This is a genomic window from Calothrix anomala FACHB-343 (genome assembly GCF_014696435.1).
Lineage (GTDB): Bacteria > Cyanobacteriota > Cyanobacteriia > Cyanobacteriales > Nostocaceae > Aulosira > Aulosira anomala_A.
Genome location: NZ_JACJQG010000088.1, coordinates 1 through 18112 on the forward strand (window position 1 = coordinate 1; position 18112 = coordinate 18112).

Sequence of the window (18112 nt, forward strand, 5' to 3'; positions counted from 1 at the left end):
CTGCCCGGTTGGCAGACCTTATGGCGAGGCTGGTTGCGATTACAGGATATGTGTTGGGCTGCTGATTTGATTACCCAATCACTTTAAAAGATGTTGGTAATGACAAGCCCCTAAAAGGGGCGGTATTTCGCATCAGTAGTCAGTTGTTTTTGCTACTGACTACTAACCACTGACCATTGACAGCGACGGGGCGACTATCCCGGACACTCCTTTAAGGAGTAGGCTTCCCGTCGCTTTTAGTGATGAAAAATTATCTTTCCAGCCAAATTGGCGTGGAAAATTGAGTGAAGTCTGTAAGAATAAAACTGTATAAAAAATCATTTTTAATTTATCACTCAAGCGCGGTTACTTAAACTTCTTTTAACTTATCGTAAATAAAAGGGTTTAAGACCCCTACGTCTATACGTAGTATCATTTTCCGTCGGGGTGTAAATCCCCGTCTGAAAATGTCTTTAATTTTGAATTTTGAATTTTGAATTGTTAACATCCTTGAGCAAAATACTAACATGGCAATTATCAATGGCAATGAGGGGAATAATTTTCTCCTTGGTACCATCCATAACGATCGCATTCATGGCTTCGGCGGTTCAGATGTGCTGATTGGTGGTTTGGGTCAAGATAGCCTCGATGGTGGCGATGGTAACGATTATCTGTATGGAGGAAAAGGTAAAGATACTCTCATTGGTGGCGCAGGTAAAGATACTCTCCTTGGTGGACTTGGTGATGATATCCTCATTGGAGTAAATCTTGCTGACGATCAACCAGGTCAGTTAGAGCGGGATACCTTAATTGGTGGTGCAGGCAATGATACCTTCGTTTTAGGAGATCCCTTTAGAGTTTATTATGATGACAGCAAGATTCGGTTTATTGTCGCACCACCTCCTACAGAACCCCCACCAAGCTATGCTTTAATTGCTGATTTTGAGCCTGGTAAAGATGTTATCCATCTCAAAGGAGCTATAAACTATCAGCTACTAGATGTGAAATTACCTAATGGAGTTTCTGGTCTAGGGATATTCTTTGATGCTGATAGTGTTGAAGATAATGGTGCTGAACAATTAATAGGTATTATTCAAAGCCAGCAATCTTTAGATAACCTACAAATTAATCTAGGTCGAGCCATCACAACAATCACTTAAATGAAAATCGAGAGCCTCGTATCCCCAGCTTTTTTAAGTTGGGGATTTTTTTTCAATGGTAGCGATCGCTCATATTGCTTCTATGATAATGCTCCTTGAGTGAAGCCAAAACCAGATTATGCAATAGCCGTAGCTTAACACACTAAAACTGCTCTACACATTGCGTTAGGCTTGCCTTAATTCACTGCAAAAAATTGAAATCTATAAGGTAAGCTTGTGTCTGATATTGCGCTACATAAATATCTCCCTCGCCTTCCCGATATCGCCCTGCAAGAGTTTACAGAATGGTGTGTTTTAGAACAGGCAAAAACAGCAGGATTTAACTTTACTCCTGATAATAGTAAGTTACAAAACTTACCACCACAAGAATATATTTCCAAGCTGATTGACCAGTTTATGAAAGTCAAACCAGACCCAATTAAAGCGGGTTTGGTAGCTGCGATCGCGGGAAAGGAAGCCGACCAACATAATTTATCTGGCGTAGCATCTTTAACTGATTTTGTTTCTATTTATGTCAAATACTTAGTACCTAAAGACGGTACTACCCCTGACCAAGCCAAGGCTTTATTGTTAGAAGCAGCACAAAAACAATGCGAGCAACTAACTCAAATTGCCAAAAAACATGGTGTAGAGTTTTAGTTTGTAAATAACTAATTTTCAGATATAATAAACATTAGGGACACAATCGGTTGTGCCCCTAAAAGCCATCCATAACAATGCTAACTATTATTGGTTGTGGTAATCTCAATCGCAGCGATGACGCTGTAGGCGTAATTATTGCCCAACGCCTACAACAATATCTAGCCGAAAATCCTCATCCCAACGTGCGAATTTACGACTGTGGAACAGCCGGGATGGAAGTGATGTTTCAAGCTAGAGGAAGCAAACAGCTAATTATTATTGATGCTAGTTCGACAGCTTCCGAACCAGGTGCAGTATTTAAGGTTCCAGGAAAAGAATTAGAAGCTTTACCGGAACCTAGTTATAACTTGCATGATTTTCGTTGGGATAATGCTTTAGCCGCCGGACGGAAAATCTTTCACAATGACTTTCCCGAAGAGGTGACAGTGTACCTCATCGAAGCAGCAAATCTAGATTTGGGATTAGAATTAAGTCCTGCGGTGAAACATTCTGCTGAACTAGTTTTTGAAGAGGTAGCTGCAACCATCAGACAGATCGATAATTCAAAATTCAAAATTCAAAATTCAAAATTACAGACACTTTCAGATGAGATTTAAGAGCCAACTGAAACTGAGAGTAAGTGTAGAGATAGGCGTAATAATTTGTAATTCGTAATTCGTAATTACAAATTTGTCTATCTATACTTTGCAACAAGCAGATATGCGTCTGCACAATAAGGCAAAGCAAGGAATACAATTCTTTTGACTTTTGACTTTTGACTGTTGACTTCCAATCCAGTGGTACTAGCCGGCTAAGTCACGATAAACAGACAATTCATCTACCCGCATTTCAAAAGGTATACCTTGGCTTTCGGGAGGACAAACGCGAATTTTAGCGCTGCTGACGATGGGGTTAAGAATAGCCGCCATTGGGACGATTTTTTGTAAAACGCGCCAGTTGGTGACAGGATCGGGACATTCGATGACTAGTACCATAACAGTGGCTTGGGTAGTCATATACCAACGACAGCTAGATAACAGGTTTTGAATAGTGCGATCGCAGGCTTCGTAAAAGTATCTGCTAATCGAATATTCTAGTTGCTGACGGAGAATAATATCTGCTGAAGTCAGCTGCATTGGATGAGAATCATCTTGTGGAGAGAAAATTTCTTTAGTCATTGCTGTTGAGTTCCTTAATTATGTACCAATTGCCATTGCATAGAGTACATCTTTGTTAGTTTCCAAGAACTCTTGAGTTTCATCATCATAGAAAGCACCAATCCCACTACAATGAATACCCCAAAAATTGCTAACAAGATAAACTCTTTGCCCTAAAAAACCAGCTATTTGCATAGCTGTTTGGTAATTTATATAGTCGGACACAAAAAATAAAGTTACTGCACTGTCTTTGGCGATCGCTTGATTGATGCACAAGTAACCTGTTTTTTCCCTAAAATTGCCCGCCTTGATGAGATGCTTTCCCTTGTATAATCCTGGCGTCATCCCCCTGACTTGATGCACAACAGAATAAACTTCTATTTCTTCAAAATTTTCAGATGGTATTGGCAGAGTAATATGTTGCAATATCCGCCAATAATTTTCTTGAGAAATCGACTGTTGATAAAATCGCCTACTTGAGCGTCTCATCCAAACAGTCTGAAAGAATTTATCCTTGTCAAAGTTAAACTGGGGATGCACTAATTTTTGTTGGCGACTTTTCTGGAGAGATGTTTTTTGATAGCCTGATTCTATAAACTCATTGGCTTCAAAATAATCAGTGCCACAGACAAAAGGAACTTGCAACCTTAAATGTCTGATTTTCTTTTCTTGTATCGTCCCCGAAATCGCACAAGCGCTAACAAACTCTTTATTCTCAAACCCTAAAGCTGCATTGAGAGCGAGTTTATCAAAATCGAAAATTAACTGTATCTCTTTGTCGTGAATGTAGGCTGAAGCAGCAATTGCACCTAAATGGTGTCCGCTATCAAGCCAACAATATCTCAGGCTCCTGTCTTTATATTTCCAGCTAGACCTATAATAAACACAACTAATTAAAAAAATGAATCCATTAATACATTTTCCCGGTATCACATAATTCTCTAGCCCATCATCAATTAATTCATAGATGAGAGTTAGACAATTATTCTCAACTTCTAAATGATATATCCCATTGACAATTCCTTCAATACCGCGAATCTGAACATAAACCTCAGTTGGATATAAAGCCCCAGCAGATGGATTTACACGCAGTTTTTGTATCCCATCCTTATAAATTTTCTCTAGCGTGATAGTACTGCTTAAGTTAATAAATGAGTGATTGGGATTATTGAGATTTAATTTCACTCGTCTATAAAACTTTGGGTAAAATTTAAAAGCCGCAGGTTGAGTTGACGCATCAACATAATTTGGATCGAGCTGCACCGATAAGTAAGAATGCTTTGTTGCTTGATGATAATCTGACTCTGACAGCTTACTTTGAGGCATTTTTGAGAATCCTTAAGACTTCTACATTACTCGCAAAATCAATTGCCTTAAAATCGTCTAAGTTTTTTAAATTTATGTTAGGATGATGATGTAACAACAATTTAACTACTTCTGTCTTGCCTGCTGATGCCCCATACATCAAAACAGTAGCCCCATTATCATTTTGGTTATCAATATTGATGTTGGCAGCTAGCAACAAATTAATTAAATCGAAGTAGTTGCCAAAACAAGCAAACCACAAAGCATTATTACCGTCATTGTTTCTGGCGTTAACATCTGCACCTAAAGCAATCAATTCTTCAACTACCGCGTAAAGTCCCTCTCTGGTAGCTTTCATCAAAGCTGTATCGCCATTTTCACCAGCTTGATTTAAGTCATCAGGACTATAACCTTTTTCGATCAACCATTGACTAGTTATTTGACTCAAATTTTGCTGATTTCTTTCACTCATAAACTTTCCTTCTCCCGATTCATCTCCCCACGATTATCTGTCATAGCAATTCAAAAAAAAGGTAATGGTGGGCATTACCCACCACGTTAAAGAAATGCTATGAGACCCATTAAACTATGAAGAATGGATGTTTACTGTTAACTGTTAGACCACAACAATTAACAGTAAATACTTCAGAATCACGAACCATTGCTGATTGGTACAAAGCACCAATTTAGTCAGTATGTAATAGTTGCATTACCCAACCCGGTATCTATCCAAACTATCTCAGTTTTGCAACTTTGATTTAGGAGAGAGAAAGCTAACAAGAGTTAGAGAATTAGCAAGGTTATGAGTTATGCGATGAGAAAATTGATGCTTTCAACAATGCAATGCATCTCACCAGACAAATCAATTAACCGACAGTCACATATTCTCTACCTTCAGAGAATAGCTGTCTGGCTTTTTTCTCTGGTTTAGGCGAGCCATAATAACCAGCTTCAGCTTCTAGTTCGTCTACTAAATCCCAAGCTTCCTCGGCTCGTTTAGAATCTGCGCCATAGTTAGCAGCAACAGAACGAGCATTTGAGATAGCTTTATGAAGTTCTTTCTGCACAAATTTTAATTTTGGTTTTTCGACAAAGTCGCCTTTGGTAATAATATCTGTGACAGAAATAATGCCAAGTAATTCACCTTGGATAACGGGCGCACGCCATACACCAGTATTAGCAAATAACCGCGCTACATATTCTACATCTAGGTCTGGATTAACCACAATGCAGGGTTTGCTCATGACTTCATAGACATGCATTGTTTCTGGATCTTTACCATAAGCAACAACCTTACTTACAATATCAGTCTCGGTAACAATGCCGTAAGCATCACCACTGTGACGAGGTTCAACAATCAACGCCCGTAATTCTTTGAGCCGCATTAATTTGACTGCTTCTGCTACAGTTGCGGAACCGCGAATAGTAGCTACATTTTGAGTCATAATTTGTTTAGCTTTCATGATTCTGGCTCCTTAAATTTGTTTTGCAAGTTAGGGAATTAATTCTAAACTGCTGCAATTTTTCCCAAACTGCATTTCATCGAGCTAACTTATTCAACATCAAATTAAATAATCAGAAAATGAATAAGTCACATGAAAAAGTGGTTACGGAAGTAAGACATTCCGTGGAAGAAACATTTGCTATTTCATCACTTAAGTACTCTGGTTATTGGGAGACAGAAGATTTACGCATTTTCCCCTCTGACTTCTCTTGAAGATCTCAGATTATCTGCCTCATCTTTGAACTTAACCAGCATTAAGTTGGGAATGTCTGAGTTAAGTCTGTAATCGCTTTTGCTGAAGTCTGGTTGACTGGCAACAATTTAGCTTACTTATATAGTATCACTCTCATAAGCTGGAATTATGAATGCTTTATAAAGATCCCCAGATATTTCATCAATAAAAGGGTTAAAAAAGGCTAAGAAGTATTAGCCTGAACTTTTTATTTTGGAAAATATGATATTTAAGTAAGCTCAATTTAAATAGTAGTATATTGATTAACAATTAATAGCTCATTTTTCCATAAAAATAATCATTAAATTCTGTATTTATGCTAAATATAAGCATGAATCTGGATTGACTATTAGGTCATCCTATATATAGTTAATTTTTGATTATTGCAATATAATGATGCACCTTAAAGCCATTAATCTTATTAAGAAAAAATTAAAGATTTGTCTGCTGACTATTTTTATTTGCTAAGGTTATCCTGGATACAAAAATAAAATAAGGTGTCAAAAAATGGAAATTAGCGCTCGTAATTCTTTAAAAGCTACTGTGAAAAAAGTTGTTGCTGGCTCTGTAAATAGTGAAGTAACTTTAGAATTAGCACCGGGAATAGAAGTAGTTGCAATAATTACAAAATCCTCAGCAGACAAACTCGGATTGGCAGAAGGTAAGCAAGCTTATGCAGTTATTAAAGCATCCGATGTATTAATTGCTGTGGATTAATTTATAGTAAAAATTTTTTTCAGTAGGGTGTGTTATGCCATAGGCTAACGCACCTTTAATGTTTGATATTACAGCAGTTTTCACCTATTTGAACCACATCTGTCGTAGTAGTAGGGGCACGGCACCAGTAAAATTATTGTATGTGCCAAAAGATTGTCTATGCCGTGCCCCTACAGTGTGGTCTATTTACCTGAAAATAGCTGTAAGATGTACGCGCTTCGGGGCATGGCAGTGCCAGTGCCCCTACAGTCAACGATTATTTGTACCTCACCAACTGGCTACTGTATGCAGGTGCGTTGCGCTGCGCGACAACACACCCTACATGTTTAAACGGACATAAATTTTTCGGGCAATTTCTTTGTCTATTGAGATAATTGTATTATTAACTTCTATTTGAAATATAGGATTTTTGGCTTTTAGAGTAATAATATTTCCAGGCGCTAGACCGATTTCTATTAATTCCTGCTCATGGGTAATTTTAAAATCAGCGATTATTCCTTGTTCTCCAGGTTGCATTAATTCTAAGGAACAACCCTGAACAGTAAAGGGGGTAAACATGAATTATATCACCTCAATTAAAATAGCTTGCTTGAATCTAAGATAAAGATACTTTTCATCCTTCATCCTAGATTCAAGCAATAACTACACTTGAAAAACTTTATACAAGATATGGTTCTTGGTGGGTTTTAATTGTGCAGTTAGAACGGGGGTAGGTAACACAAAGTAAAGCAAATCCCTTGGACATTTGCTCGTCATCTAAGAAGATTTGATCGGATTGATCAACTTCACCTTCGACAACCTTACCAACACAGCTAGAGCAAGATCCAGAGTGACAAGAGAAAGGTAGTTCAATACCGTTTTCTGCTGCTCCTTCGAGGATGGTTGTATCTTCATCAATCTCAATTGTGGTGTCGAGATCTTCTTTTTTGTTGATTAATCTAACTTGGTAGGTAGCCATTTTCCGATTCTCCTCAAACTTTCTACAATTAGGTTTAATTCCCAGATTTGGGGTTCTACTTTTGATGCAGCTACGCGGAGCGATTTTGTGACAGATTTGACAGGATTACTGCTAGGCGGAATTCAATTTTTTCACCCTGTTTTTTGAATTCCGCAAAGCAGTTTTAATGTGTTGATTAAATCTGAAACATTATTAGCTGCAAGGTACACCGTTAGGCGAACAATCACCGGCTTTAAAGGACTTACCACAACCACAGGTATCGGTTGCATTGGGGTTAGTAAACTTAAAACCGCTATCCATCACCCCATCAATAAAATCGATGACGACGCCTTCTAATAACGGTGCGCTGTTTGCATCAACGTAAAGTAGTACTTTACCTTGCTGAATTACTAAATCGTCTGGTTGTGGCTTACTAGTAATTTCGATACCATACTCATAGCCACTGCAACCACCATCTTTTACAGAGATGCGAACGCCTTTAGTTGCACTATTGGAGTCGGGAGCAGAACCGACTAAGAACGCCCGCAGACGAAATTCAGCTTTTTCTGTCAACGTAACAGTCATCACATCTCCTGATTTGTCGCGATAGTGGTTTTAATTACAGGTGGGGTTTTTTAAGCTGTTAGGCGTGCTAATTGCATATTTTTCCCTGATAATTAGTGATTTGAATGGGCAGAATCCAAACAACTAATTCAGGTAGGAACGAAGAGATAGGCAATTGTGACGCAAATAAGCTGATTATTTTGTGAAATTACTGGTGGGTTCCATTGAACCTGATTGTGCGTATCTCCAGGGGGCGCTATTTCCGCAAACTGGACAAGCGCGATCGCGTTGAGAACGTCGTTTGGCAAATTCCATCCGATTGAGGTCGATTGTCAACAGTTGTGACAGTAACGGTTGACTAAACCCAGTAATCAACTTGACCGCTTCTAGTGCTGTGAGACAAGCCAGGGTTCCCGAAACAGCCCCCAGAACTGAAAAGCCACGCCGATCCCAATCAGGTTTTTCTGGGAACAAGCAGGACAAACAAGGAGTCACACCAGGAATAATGGTTGTCAGGTAAGCCTCCATTCCGTCCATTGCTGCTTCCACCATCGGCTTACGCCAACGCACACAAGCTGCATTCAACAAATTACGTTCGGTAAAATTGTGGGCGCAGTCAAGAGCCATATCAGCAGACTGTACCAACTCATCTACATTTTCTGGGGTGATGTAATCGTGAATTGCTTCGATTTGGACATCAGGATTAATTCCTTCCAAAGTTTCTTTCGCTTTGAATACCCTTGGCTGACCGACCCAATCGTGAGTCATGAGAATCTGACGATTCATATCATCGAGCCGCAGGTCACCACCCCGGACTAAGATTAGTCGCCCAACGCCCGCTACAGCTAGGTAAAGCGCCGCCGTACCGCCTAATCCCCCCACACCTGTAACCAGAACCGTCGCTGACTTCAGGCGCTTCTGAGCTAATTCGCCAAAATTAGGGAGCATCATTTGGCGACTATAGCGTTCTAATTCGGTAGGCGTCAGGTTTACCACTTTTTACCTCCTAATCAGAAGTGATTTCTGTCAGCTTGACTACATTTTTTTGCTTGTCGTTAAACACCTTAAACAGCTTTTGTTCTTGAGGTGTGGATTCGACAAATACGTCAGCAGCTTTTTGCAAAGCTATGGCGTATTGTGCGAGTTTTTCTTCTGGTGTTAAATCAGGAGAATTCTCATCAATTTCTCTGATGAATTGGGAGAATTTTTTGAGAATATGTAAACGGTTAACATTCACAAAATTTTGGTCGTAGGGCAGGTTAAAGAATTGAAAAAATTCCTCTGCATCTACGAGCTTTTTAAAGTCATCAATATTCTGGCTCATTGACCTTTCTCCATTTTTTTAAGCTGTTTCTTAAGTTCATCTAACTCGCGATAGATGGCGTAAGTTTCAGCAGCCACATCCATTAATTTTTCAAAGTCGGTGGGTAATCCTTCTGCTAAGTCATGCAGATCCATTTTCATTTGACCTGCTTTACTATTGAGCCTTCTGATTTTGCCTTGTAGTTCTTCAGTTGTCGTCATTTGTCAAGAGTCCAAAGTCAAGAGTCAAGAGTCCAAAGTCAAGAGTCAAGAGTCCAAAGTCAAAAATTCAAAATTTGATATTATTGACCATCGACTATTGACCATTGACCATTGACTATTGACTAATTAAAGCTTGCCAACTTCGGGGAAGCGTTTTGCTAAATCGATGCCTTTTTCTACTAGCTTGGCTCCTTCTTCGGCGACTTTTTCTAAGGAGTCAAAGCCAAAGCGGTGAGCATCGCGTAAGGTTCTGGCTACTAACAAAAGGCGACCGGAAAATACCAGTACCCAGCCAAATCCTTCATGGCTTAAGTCAACTACGACTTGGGAAATTAAACCGGTTTCTTTTTCAATACAAGCGGCTACGGCTCGATAGAATGCCATAATTCTGGCTTTGGTGAGGGGGTCTACTTCACCATCGAGGGGGATTTCTCGTTTCTTTTGTTTACTAACTACGTAAGGTTTAAGAATTAAATCATCTGCCCAATTCCGATAGGTTCCATAGGTATCTTGACCACGGATTTGTTGGACGATTGTTTTGAGGAATGGTGAGTTGGATACGGTAGTGCTGGCGGTACCGTTAACGCTATTATCTAAGGTCATACTGTTGCTTCATTCTCTAATTCATCGGCAAAGCTTGTGTCTTTCTGCTTTAATGCTTTCCGCAACCAAGGTGGGGGGTTACCTTTGAGGGTTTGCACTAATTTAGTTAATACTTCAGCGATTTCTTCTTCTTCCGATCGCGCTTTAATTGGGGTGACACCTTTTTTGATTAAACGAGCAGCAGCGCTACCACCAATTGCTAATACATAAACAATTGTGCAATCACCTAGCGCTTCTAGTTTTGGGGTGATTTTATCTTCGTTACCATCTTCTTTGAGGTCGCCATCAAAGGTTAATGTCTCAACAAATGTAGATCCTTCTTCTGAGACTTCATAAACCTCAATTTGTCTTGCCCATCCGAAGTGAGCATTAACATGAACTCGGTCACTTGTCGTAAAGGCAATTTTCATTTTATTTGTCCTTTGTCAGTTGTCAGAGACAGAGACGCGATGAATCGCGTCTGTACAAGAGTTAAAAGTTCAATGTCGTATATATCAACTATTGACCATTGACCATTGACCATTGACTATTGACTATTGACTCTTAACTATTACCAATCTCCGTGGAAGTTTTTTACTCTCTCTTCTTCTGCTTCTAAAAACAGGTTGCCCATGCCAAATAAAAGCTCCATTGTGCCTCGGTAGCCGACTTTGGTAAACTGACCGTTACCAAGGCGATCGTAAATGGGGATGCCGAGGCGATATAAAGGAATAGATAGACGTTTAGCGATCGCGCCTACGTTAGAATTGCCAATTAACAAGTCTGAGCCTGTGGCTAGTTCCTCAAAGTCTTCTAAATCGCCAATGGTGACGCTTTTGATGGGGAGTTTTTCTAATAAAGGCGATCGCGTTGTTGTCACCGCCCCATGAATTTGCGCTCCCATCGATTGCAGAAAATGAACTGTTGACCACAATAAATCTGGTTCTAAAGCTAAGGATACTCGTTTGGCACCAAAATAAAAGTGAGTATCTAACATTGCGTCTTGCAATTGGCGACGCTGGCGGCGATATTTTTCGGGGACGCTGTTACCGCTAAGAACTGCTAAAGCGTGAAGAAATTCGTCTACAGGTTCTAAGCCTGTGAGTTGTCCAAAGACTTCATAGGGAATCCCAAATCTGTCTTGGAGAATCCGCGCTGCACCGCGCATACTTTCACCCAAGGCGATGGTGAAGGCGGAACCGCCAACTTCTCGCAGTTGGGCTAAAGTTGTCCCGCTAGCTGTGATGGCGCTGTAGGAATCTTCTAAATGTCCATCTAAGGAAACGCTTAAGTCTGGGACAACAATGGGAACTAAGCCAAAGCTAGTTACCATTTCTTTAATTTCTTGGATGTCCCCTGGTGTAAAAGATGAACCCGCCAAGATGGTGACTTGTTCAATTCTCGTAGCACAAGGGCGGGGGATTTCTCTAACGATGCTTTCTACTGCTACTGCATAGCCATCTTGCAAAGCACCTTTAAAATCGGGTGTGGGTGCAAATATAATCGGTAGCTTATCTAATTCTGGATGGCGATCGCGAATTTCTTTGAGGAAACGTTCGATGTCATCGCCGCGAGTTTCTGTTAACCCTGTGCTACATAAACCGATAATTTCTGGCTGGGATTTTTCTACCAAGGTGAGAATTGCTTGTTCGACGTTTTCCTCACCGCCTAAGATGGTAGTTACTTCGGTCATGGCTGTAGTTGCTAGGGGAATTGCTTCCCGAAAATGCCGCACTAAGACAACTTTGGCAAAAGCAGTACAACCTTGAGAACCGTGAAATAAGGGAATCATCCCCTTTAATCCCAAAAAAGCTAGAGATGCACCCAAAGCTTGACTTTGTTTTAAAGGATTAACTGTAACTGGTTTGTTGGGAGTGGTAACGATCGCCATTTAATAATACCAAGTTTTAGTAGGGGCATGGGGCATAGGGCATGGGGCAGGGGGCAGGGGGCAGGAGGCATGGGGCAGGAGGCAGGGGGCAGCATTTTCTACTTACTTTGTCCTCCTTGTCCCCCTTGTCTCCCTTGCCTTTTTACCCTTCCAATACTTCAGTCAGCACAGTAGATGTCTCAACCACATCCCAAGGCGCTGGCTTGCGAATTTGTTCCCAAATTGGGCTGTAGAGCGCTTCATACAATTCCCGTGCCATTTCTACCATGCCTACATAACCTGCATAGGGATGGTGACGTTCTTGGTTAATATCTAGAAAGGGAATCCGGGCTTTGAGGGCGGTATATTGGTTACGTCCCCCAGCAATTAACATATCGGCGTTGGTATCTTTTACCAGTTGCAGCAATTCTTTGGCATTGCCTTTTTCTAGCATAATGCCTTCTGTGCCGAGTAATTTTCTAATCTTGGCTTTGTCTTCTTCCGTACTTTTGCGGGTGCTGGTGGCGACTACTTCGATACCCAAGTCTTTAGCTGCGGAAATAATTGACCAACTTTTGACACCGCCTGTATATAAGACAACGCGCTTGCCTTTGAGACGGGCGCGATAGGGAGCCAGAGCGATATCTAGGGCAGCTGTTTCTTCAGCAATCAGCTTTTCTGTACGCTCTTGTAAATCGGGATCTCCCAATTTAGCGGCAATATTTCGCAGACAACGGTTCATGTCATCGATGCCGTAAAAAGACTCTTCAATGTAAGGAATGCCGTAACGTTCCTCCATTTTTCTCGCCATGTTCAGCAATGCACGCGAGCAAATCATCACATTTAGCTTGGCGCGGTGAGCGTGTGTTATTTCTTGATAACGAGCATCACCTGTGATTTTTGATAAGACGCGGATACCTAATTTTTCCAACAGTGGCGTTACTCCCCACATTTCGCCGGCGATGTTGTACTCGCCGATTAAGTTAATATCATAAGGTGTTGTATATTCCGGTTCACATCAACGCTTGGTGCAACATAAAAATTCAAAATTCAAAATTCAAAATTCAAAATTGCTTTGATAGTTGCAATTAGCTTGAGCAGTAATTTATACGAGTTTATCTCTGCGGTGGATGAAAAGCAAGACAGGCGATCGCATTTCTACAGATACAGCTTCAGGTAAATGAGGTACGCGCTTTGGGGCATGGCAGTGCCAATGCCCCTACAATCAACGATTATCTGTACCTTACCAACTTGCAATTCGCTGTATGCAAAAAATATCGCCCTGCGGCTGCGCTCAGTCAACGCACCTTGAGCGCAGCCGTATACCCCTATGAATCATTCTTATTTCATAGGACGCCAATTACCAGAAGGAATAAAACTCGCCCAATAATAAGGATGTTGATATTGGGGATTATTGAGTAACTCTAATTGCACCTCGCGCAACGCTTCATGTCTACCCTTACCCGTTTGTAATTTCTCATAATATTTCACCATTAAATCTTTCGTACCATCATCAGCTACTTGCCATAAACTTAACAGTTGACTTTGAGAACCTGCAATTACCAAAGCACGCCGCAAGCCGTAAACACCGCCGCCTATTTTTACATCACCAAGCCCAGTTTCACAAGCAGATAATACTACTAATTCTGTACCCCGTAAATTTAAACCTGCAACTTCTAAAGCTGTCAGTACGCCATCTTCTGTATCATTTTTTTGTTGACGGTTATTAAAACCAGCCAAAGCTAAACCAGAACGTAATAAGGGATTTTCTAAATTCAAAGCTGGGGCTGTTTCTAATTGCTGATTAACATTATTGTTTCGGGTTGGTACTGTTTTATCTGGTAAGAAAAAGCCGTGAGTAGCTAAATGTAAAATTCTGGGTGCGTTTAATTGTTTAATAGCTGCTTCTGTGGCTTGTTTTCCTAATAAAATATTTGTCTGGGGGACAATCTTTTGAATTTGTTGTCCTTCGGCTAAAGTTGCTGTCAATCGGCTAACTGTTAAATTAGCAAAGTCAATAGAACGTTGATTTGACGAACTACGGGATTTAGCTGCAACTGCTGCAACGGTGATATCTTGTTGTTCGTAGTCGATATCTGCCAAGACTACAGGATTTGCGGCGGCTTTGGCTGTAGTTTGCAAGTTGAGTAAGTCTCGCCCAGTGGTGAGGTAAGAGAAAGCGTAACGTTGGACGAGATATTGATTTTGCTCATCCTTGAGGGCTTCAAAAGGTATTAAGTTTAACTGTCCATCTGGTGAAAGCAACAGGTGACGCGCATCGCCTAACAGGGGACGAATGGGAGCCATGACTTGCTCATCTAAGGCGCGTGAGGCTTTTTGGAGGCGGGATACAGAAGTGTTGCTATCAACTGCTTCGGGTATAATTCCACCCCGTTCTGGGGAATTATTGTTACTTTCTTGACTAGATGCTGGAGCATAAACCAAAACTTGACGGAAATTAGCAACAGATTGATCGATAGTTGCAGCATCACCCAAATCAACCCACTTCGGTTCCCCTGCAGCATGTAATACTACTGCTGCATAACGGGGTTTACCCCATCTTTCGCTGTCTTGTTTCGCTTTGGGATTGTATGGCTGATATTGGATAATTTCTACCATAGCTGCATCTGGGGGAATTTGAGCTTGGATGGCGGCTAATTCTACTGGTTGAGTTGCTTGGCGGAATTCGGCGCTTTTAGCACTCACTTGTTCTTCTAGGCGTTCTTTTTCGGCTTCTAGTTGTTTAATTTGGGCTTGGTAAACTGCAAACTTCTGTTGCCCCTGGCCGCGATATACTAGAGCAGCTAATTCTTGCTGCACGTTCAACCAATCATCAAACAGCTTTTTGGTTTGGGGGTTATTTGCTAACTGGGCGCGTAATGTCTGCACTGTGTCAGTCATCGCATCTAGTACCCTTCCTTTACGCCGCAGTACTGTAGTCAGGGCGAGTTTGGCTAATGTAGGGTTTTTAGTAGATTGTTGCAGCGCTAGAGCAACAACAGCGTCAGTTGTTACACTAAACTGTTGAGCGTAGTTTTGTTTTCTTTGTTCCGAACCTACAGCATAGATGAGTTGTAAATTTTGTTCTTCAATTGCCAATCCACGAGTGAGAAAATCGGTGCTGCGATTGATATCACCTTGCGCCCAATGAAAAACTGCCAAATTATTCAAGCTAGTGGCGACATTGGGATGTTCTTTACCCAGTGTCTTCTCCCGAATCGCCAAGGAACGCAGATAAAGCGGTTCGGCTTTGGTATAATTTCCCTGTGATTGGTAAAATGCTGCTAAGTTGTTCAAGCTTTGGGCGACATCAGGATGTTCTTTACCCAGAATTTTTTCGCGAATAGCTAGAGAACGCAGGTACAGGGGTTCGACTTTGGCATAATTTCCCTGTAACCGATAGAATTCTGCTAAATTGTTCAAACTGAGTGCGACATCGGGATGTTCTTTACCCACGACTTTTTCTAAAATAGTCAGAGAGCGGAGGTATAAGGGTTCGGCTTGGGAATATTTCCCCTGTAATCTGTAAATTAGAGCTAAATTGTTTAAGCTAAGTGCAACATAGGCATGTTCTTTACCCAGTACTTTCTCGAAAATAGCCAGAGAACGGAGGTATAGCGGTTCGGCTTTAGCATAACTCCCCTGTAACCGATAAAGTTCTGCTAAATTGTTGAGGCTAGTTGCTAAATTGGGATGTTCTTTACCCAGTAATTTCTCATACATAGCCAGAGAGCGGAGGTAAAGCGGTTCGGCTTTGGCATAATTCCCCTGTGACTGGTACAGTAGAGCTAAATTGTTCAAGCTAATGGCAACATTGGGATGTTCTTTACCCAGTAATTTCTCATACATAGCCAAAGAACGGATGTACAGTGGTTCGGCTTGGGTATAGCTCCCCTGTTCCCGGTAAAGTTCTGCTAAATTGTTGAGGCTATTAGCTAAATCGGGATGTTCTTTAACACCTACTTTCTCGTAAATTGCTAGAGAGCGGAGGTAAAGCGGTTCGGCTTTGGTATAATTCCCCTGTGCGCGGTAAAGTTCTGCTAAATTGTTGAGGCTATTAGCTAAATTGGGGTGTTCGGTACCCAGTACTTTCTCCTGAATTGCGAGGGAACGCAGATAAAGGGATTCGGCTTTGGCATTATTTCCCTGTGACTGGTAGAGTGCTGCTAAGTTGTTTAAGCCTTGCGCGACTAGTGGATGTTCTTTACCTAAGACTTTCTCTCGAATTGCTAAGGCTTTTTCTGCCAGGGGGATGGCTTCACTATATTTGCCTTGACGATACAATTTTACTGCTTGTTGATTTAGTTCTTCAGCTTCGGCTAAGGCTGCGGATTGTTGTGCTGATAGTGGCGGTTGGGCTTGTCCCTTTGGTTGTGTGGGTATACTTACTAATAGTCCTAATGCTATTGCTGTGCTGATTGAGCATCTCAAGATATTTTGAGTTTTTTTTGCTACATTAAATAAATTTTGTCCGGACATAAGAATTTGCTGAATCTGTTACTGCTGAGTTTTTCGGTGTTTCCATTACATATACTTCTGGGAAATGAAGAGTTATGCAGTTGAAGGACTAAAAATAACGCCCGCAGGCTGTAAGCCTTGGGCTATCGTTACCAATCCCACCTTTGTGGAGTGAGGTTGGGATTACAGGAGAGCGATCGCAATTACTCAATCAATTGTTCTTAGATAACTTTATTTTACGTATAATTACAGAGTTATTTACCTAAATTTTGTGAAAAAAATGAAATTTATGTGATTTTCCCTGAGCCAAAATCCAGTTTGTTTAAGACAAGCTAACACAAGAATATTCATTAGGAGTACATCTATGCGTCAGAGACGTTCATCTCGCATTCTCAAAAAAGCTCAACTCAGAGTATGGGGACTTCAAACTATTGACGCCAATCTCGATTTTGGTAATTCTCTGAGCTTGGAAAATCTGCGTCAACAAATTGATGATTTAGGTAATAAGCTGATGACTCATAACACGAATCTGGCGAGGATTCATGGTATGAAAATGGAGATTAAAACACTAGAAAAAAGCTTGAGTGCTTTGTGTGAAAGGATGCTGCTGGGAGTTGCTGTGAAATATGGTAAAGATAGCGAAGAGTATGCAATGGCTGGTGGTGTGCGCAAGCGCGATCGCGTCCGTAAATGTACTATCAATAACCTCGAAGATGTGTCAGAATAAACATAGTTAGGGCATTGGGCATTGGGCATTGGTGGTTTTCCTCTGCCCGGCAGCTTAATGCTTAATAAGGTAAAAAGGCTATGATTATCTTGGTAAGCATGGTATTTGCGTTATTTGCGTTATTTGCGGCTGGGATAGTAATGGTTTTAATTGCGGTTTGTTAAGCTGACAAAGGCTAATATAAGGAATATTTCTGGCGTTTTCTTGTTGACGAATGTGCTGTTGTTGCTCGTTTGTTAGATGTTGGATTCTATTGCAGAAGTTGTTGTTGCCATTATTGCATCTACGCTGTGCCTCATCCAAAAAATATCCGCTTACGGGTATTTCTCTTTGTTCTTGCGGAAAAACGCCTATATCTGCAATTGCCTTCGTTTCTGATACAAGTAAGCAAGAGCTAAAAAATAAAACGGCTGTCATCAGTGTCTTTTTTGTAGCTATCATCACAATTGTGCCTATTATTTGATAGTGTAAAAGATACGTAGTAGCGTGGCACGCCACTACAATTATGTTAACCCGTTAGGCTTTGGATAAATTCGTCTAATGAATTGACAGCGATCGCTACAGCCATTAAATTTTCTAGTTGTTCTACGCTTTGATTCTCCAGATTGGCTTGTACTGACTGGGGAATTTCGCCAAACCGCAGCCGTAATACTTGGATCAACTGTCGCTGCGCACCTTGTTGTAAACCTTTTTGCTCTCCTTCGGTGAGAATTTCTTGATACCAAGGAGATTCGCGTAAAATAGACATATCCCACCTCATGATTTGTTGACGGTT

At 40.9% G+C, this 18112-nt stretch carries 21 protein-coding genes and 1 pseudogene; 5 read left to right on the plus strand and 17 right to left on the minus strand.

The window, feature by feature from the left end; translation table 11 throughout:
- Window positions 1–506: 506 nt before the first annotated feature.
- The 3 genes from H6G08_RS32740 (at window position 507) to H6G08_RS32750 (ending at window position 2377) form a co-directional block, all read left to right on the plus strand.
- A complete protein-coding gene (locus H6G08_RS32740) occupies window positions 507–1139 on the plus strand; it encodes a calcium-binding protein (protein ID WP_190550834.1) in 633 nt (210 codons plus the stop codon).
- A gap of 216 nt (window positions 1140–1355) precedes the next feature.
- The gene (locus H6G08_RS32745; protein ID WP_190550836.1) at window positions 1356–1778 is read left to right on the plus strand and encodes a hypothetical protein; all 423 of its coding nucleotides are present in this window, start codon (window positions 1356–1358) and stop codon (window positions 1776–1778) included.
- Window positions 1779–1855: 77 nt separating this feature from the next.
- Window positions 1856–2377 carry a hydrogenase maturation protease gene (locus H6G08_RS32750; protein ID WP_190550839.1) on the plus strand — a complete coding sequence of 174 codons (522 nt, stop codon included), beginning with the start codon at window positions 1856–1858 and terminating at the stop codon, window positions 2375–2377.
- 186 nt (window positions 2378–2563) lie between these two features.
- Here H6G08_RS32750 and H6G08_RS32755 read toward each other — a convergent pair whose 3' ends face one another.
- From H6G08_RS32755 to H6G08_RS32770, 4 genes are all read right to left on the minus strand, one after another.
- On the minus strand, window positions 2564–2938 hold the full coding sequence (locus H6G08_RS32755; RefSeq protein WP_190550841.1) for a hypothetical protein: 375 nt from the start codon (window positions 2936–2938) through the stop codon (window positions 2564–2566).
- Window positions 2939–2956: 18 nt separating this feature from the next.
- On the minus strand, window positions 2957–4243 hold the full coding sequence (locus tag H6G08_RS32760; RefSeq protein ID WP_190550843.1) for a SagB/ThcOx family dehydrogenase: 1287 nt from the start codon (window positions 4241–4243) through the stop codon (window positions 2957–2959).
- Complete coding sequence (locus H6G08_RS32765) at window positions 4230–4694, minus strand: ankyrin repeat domain-containing protein (protein ID WP_190550845.1); 465 nt, start codon at window positions 4692–4694, stop codon at window positions 4230–4232. The genes H6G08_RS32760 and H6G08_RS32765 overlap by 14 nt, the downstream gene beginning before the upstream one ends.
- Window positions 4695–5088: 394 nt before the next feature.
- A complete protein-coding gene (locus H6G08_RS32770) occupies window positions 5089–5685 on the minus strand; it encodes a CBS domain-containing protein (protein ID WP_190550855.1) in 597 nt (198 codons plus the stop codon).
- Window positions 5686–6465: 780 nt separating this feature from the next.
- Between H6G08_RS32770 and H6G08_RS32775 the strand changes: the two genes are divergently transcribed.
- Window positions 6466–6675, plus strand: a complete 210-nt coding sequence (locus H6G08_RS32775) for a TOBE domain-containing protein (protein ID WP_190550857.1) — start codon at window positions 6466–6468, stop codon at window positions 6673–6675.
- A 318-nt stretch (window positions 6676–6993) separates the two neighbouring features.
- Here H6G08_RS32775 and H6G08_RS32780 read toward each other — a convergent pair whose 3' ends face one another.
- The 11 genes and pseudogenes from H6G08_RS32780 to H6G08_RS32835 all read right to left on the minus strand — a co-directional run bounded on the left by H6G08_RS32780 (window position 6994) and on the right by H6G08_RS32835 (window position 16631).
- Complete coding sequence (locus H6G08_RS32780; protein ID WP_190550859.1) at window positions 6994–7233, minus strand: FeoA family protein; 240 nt, start codon at window positions 7231–7233, stop codon at window positions 6994–6996.
- A 100-nt stretch (window positions 7234–7333) separates the two neighbouring features.
- Window positions 7334–7633, minus strand: coding sequence for a 2Fe-2S iron-sulfur cluster-binding protein (locus tag H6G08_RS32785; protein ID WP_190550861.1), 300 nt, complete (start codon window positions 7631–7633; stop codon window positions 7334–7336).
- A gap of 192 nt (window positions 7634–7825) precedes the next feature.
- Window positions 7826–8197, minus strand: a complete 372-nt coding sequence (locus H6G08_RS32790; protein ID WP_096647078.1) for a HesB/IscA family protein — start codon at window positions 8195–8197, stop codon at window positions 7826–7828.
- Window positions 8198–8371: 174 nt separating this feature from the next.
- Window positions 8372–9172 (minus strand): HesA/MoeB/ThiF family protein, encoded by an 801-nt coding sequence (locus H6G08_RS32795; RefSeq protein WP_190550863.1) that lies wholly within the window; start codon window positions 9170–9172, stop codon window positions 8372–8374.
- 10 nt (window positions 9173–9182) lie between these two features.
- Complete coding sequence (gene nifW, locus H6G08_RS32800; protein WP_190550865.1) at window positions 9183–9500, minus strand: nitrogenase-stabilizing/protective protein NifW; 318 nt, start codon at window positions 9498–9500, stop codon at window positions 9183–9185.
- Window positions 9497–9700 (minus strand): CCE_0567 family metalloprotein, encoded by a 204-nt coding sequence (locus H6G08_RS32805; RefSeq protein ID WP_190550867.1) that lies wholly within the window; start codon window positions 9698–9700, stop codon window positions 9497–9499. Before H6G08_RS32805 ends, nifW begins: the two co-directional genes overlap by 4 nt.
- 126 nt (window positions 9701–9826) lie before the next feature.
- Entirely contained in the window at window positions 9827–10303 is a 477-nt protein-coding gene (locus tag H6G08_RS32810) for a NifX-associated nitrogen fixation protein (protein WP_096647082.1), read from the minus strand.
- Window positions 10300–10713 carry a nitrogen fixation protein NifX gene (gene nifX / locus H6G08_RS32815; protein ID WP_190550870.1) on the minus strand — a complete coding sequence of 138 codons (414 nt, stop codon included), beginning with the start codon at window positions 10711–10713 and terminating at the stop codon, window positions 10300–10302. The genes H6G08_RS32810 and nifX overlap by 4 nt, the downstream gene beginning before the upstream one ends.
- A 140-nt stretch (window positions 10714–10853) precedes the next feature.
- Entirely contained in the window at window positions 10854–12173 is a 1320-nt protein-coding gene (gene nifN / locus H6G08_RS32820; protein ID WP_190550872.1) for a nitrogenase iron-molybdenum cofactor biosynthesis protein NifN, read from the minus strand.
- Window positions 12174–12315: 142 nt separating this feature from the next.
- A pseudogene (locus tag H6G08_RS32830) lies at window positions 12316–13167 on the minus strand (nitrogenase component 1); the annotation flags it as partial.
- A gap of 326 nt (window positions 13168–13493) precedes the next feature.
- Window positions 13494–16631 carry a CHAT domain-containing tetratricopeptide repeat protein gene (locus tag H6G08_RS32835; RefSeq protein ID WP_190550874.1) on the minus strand — a complete coding sequence of 1046 codons (3138 nt, stop codon included), beginning with the start codon at window positions 16629–16631 and terminating at the stop codon, window positions 13494–13496.
- A gap of 343 nt (window positions 16632–16974) precedes the next feature.
- On the opposite strand from H6G08_RS32835, the gene H6G08_RS32840 reads away from it, so the two are divergent.
- Complete coding sequence (locus tag H6G08_RS32840) at window positions 16975–17337, plus strand: hypothetical protein (protein ID WP_190550876.1); 363 nt, start codon at window positions 16975–16977, stop codon at window positions 17335–17337.
- Between the two features lie 84 nt (window positions 17338–17421).
- Here H6G08_RS32840 and H6G08_RS32845 read toward each other — a convergent pair whose 3' ends face one another.
- Window positions 17422–17778 carry a hypothetical protein gene (locus H6G08_RS32845; protein ID WP_190550878.1) on the minus strand — a complete coding sequence of 119 codons (357 nt, stop codon included), beginning with the start codon at window positions 17776–17778 and terminating at the stop codon, window positions 17422–17424.
- A 67-nt stretch (window positions 17779–17845) separates the two neighbouring features.
- The gene (locus H6G08_RS32850) at window positions 17846–18085 is read right to left on the minus strand and encodes a DUF4351 domain-containing protein (protein ID WP_242046368.1); all 240 of its coding nucleotides are present in this window, start codon (window positions 18083–18085) and stop codon (window positions 17846–17848) included.
- Between the last annotated feature and the right edge of the window lie 27 nt (window positions 18086–18112).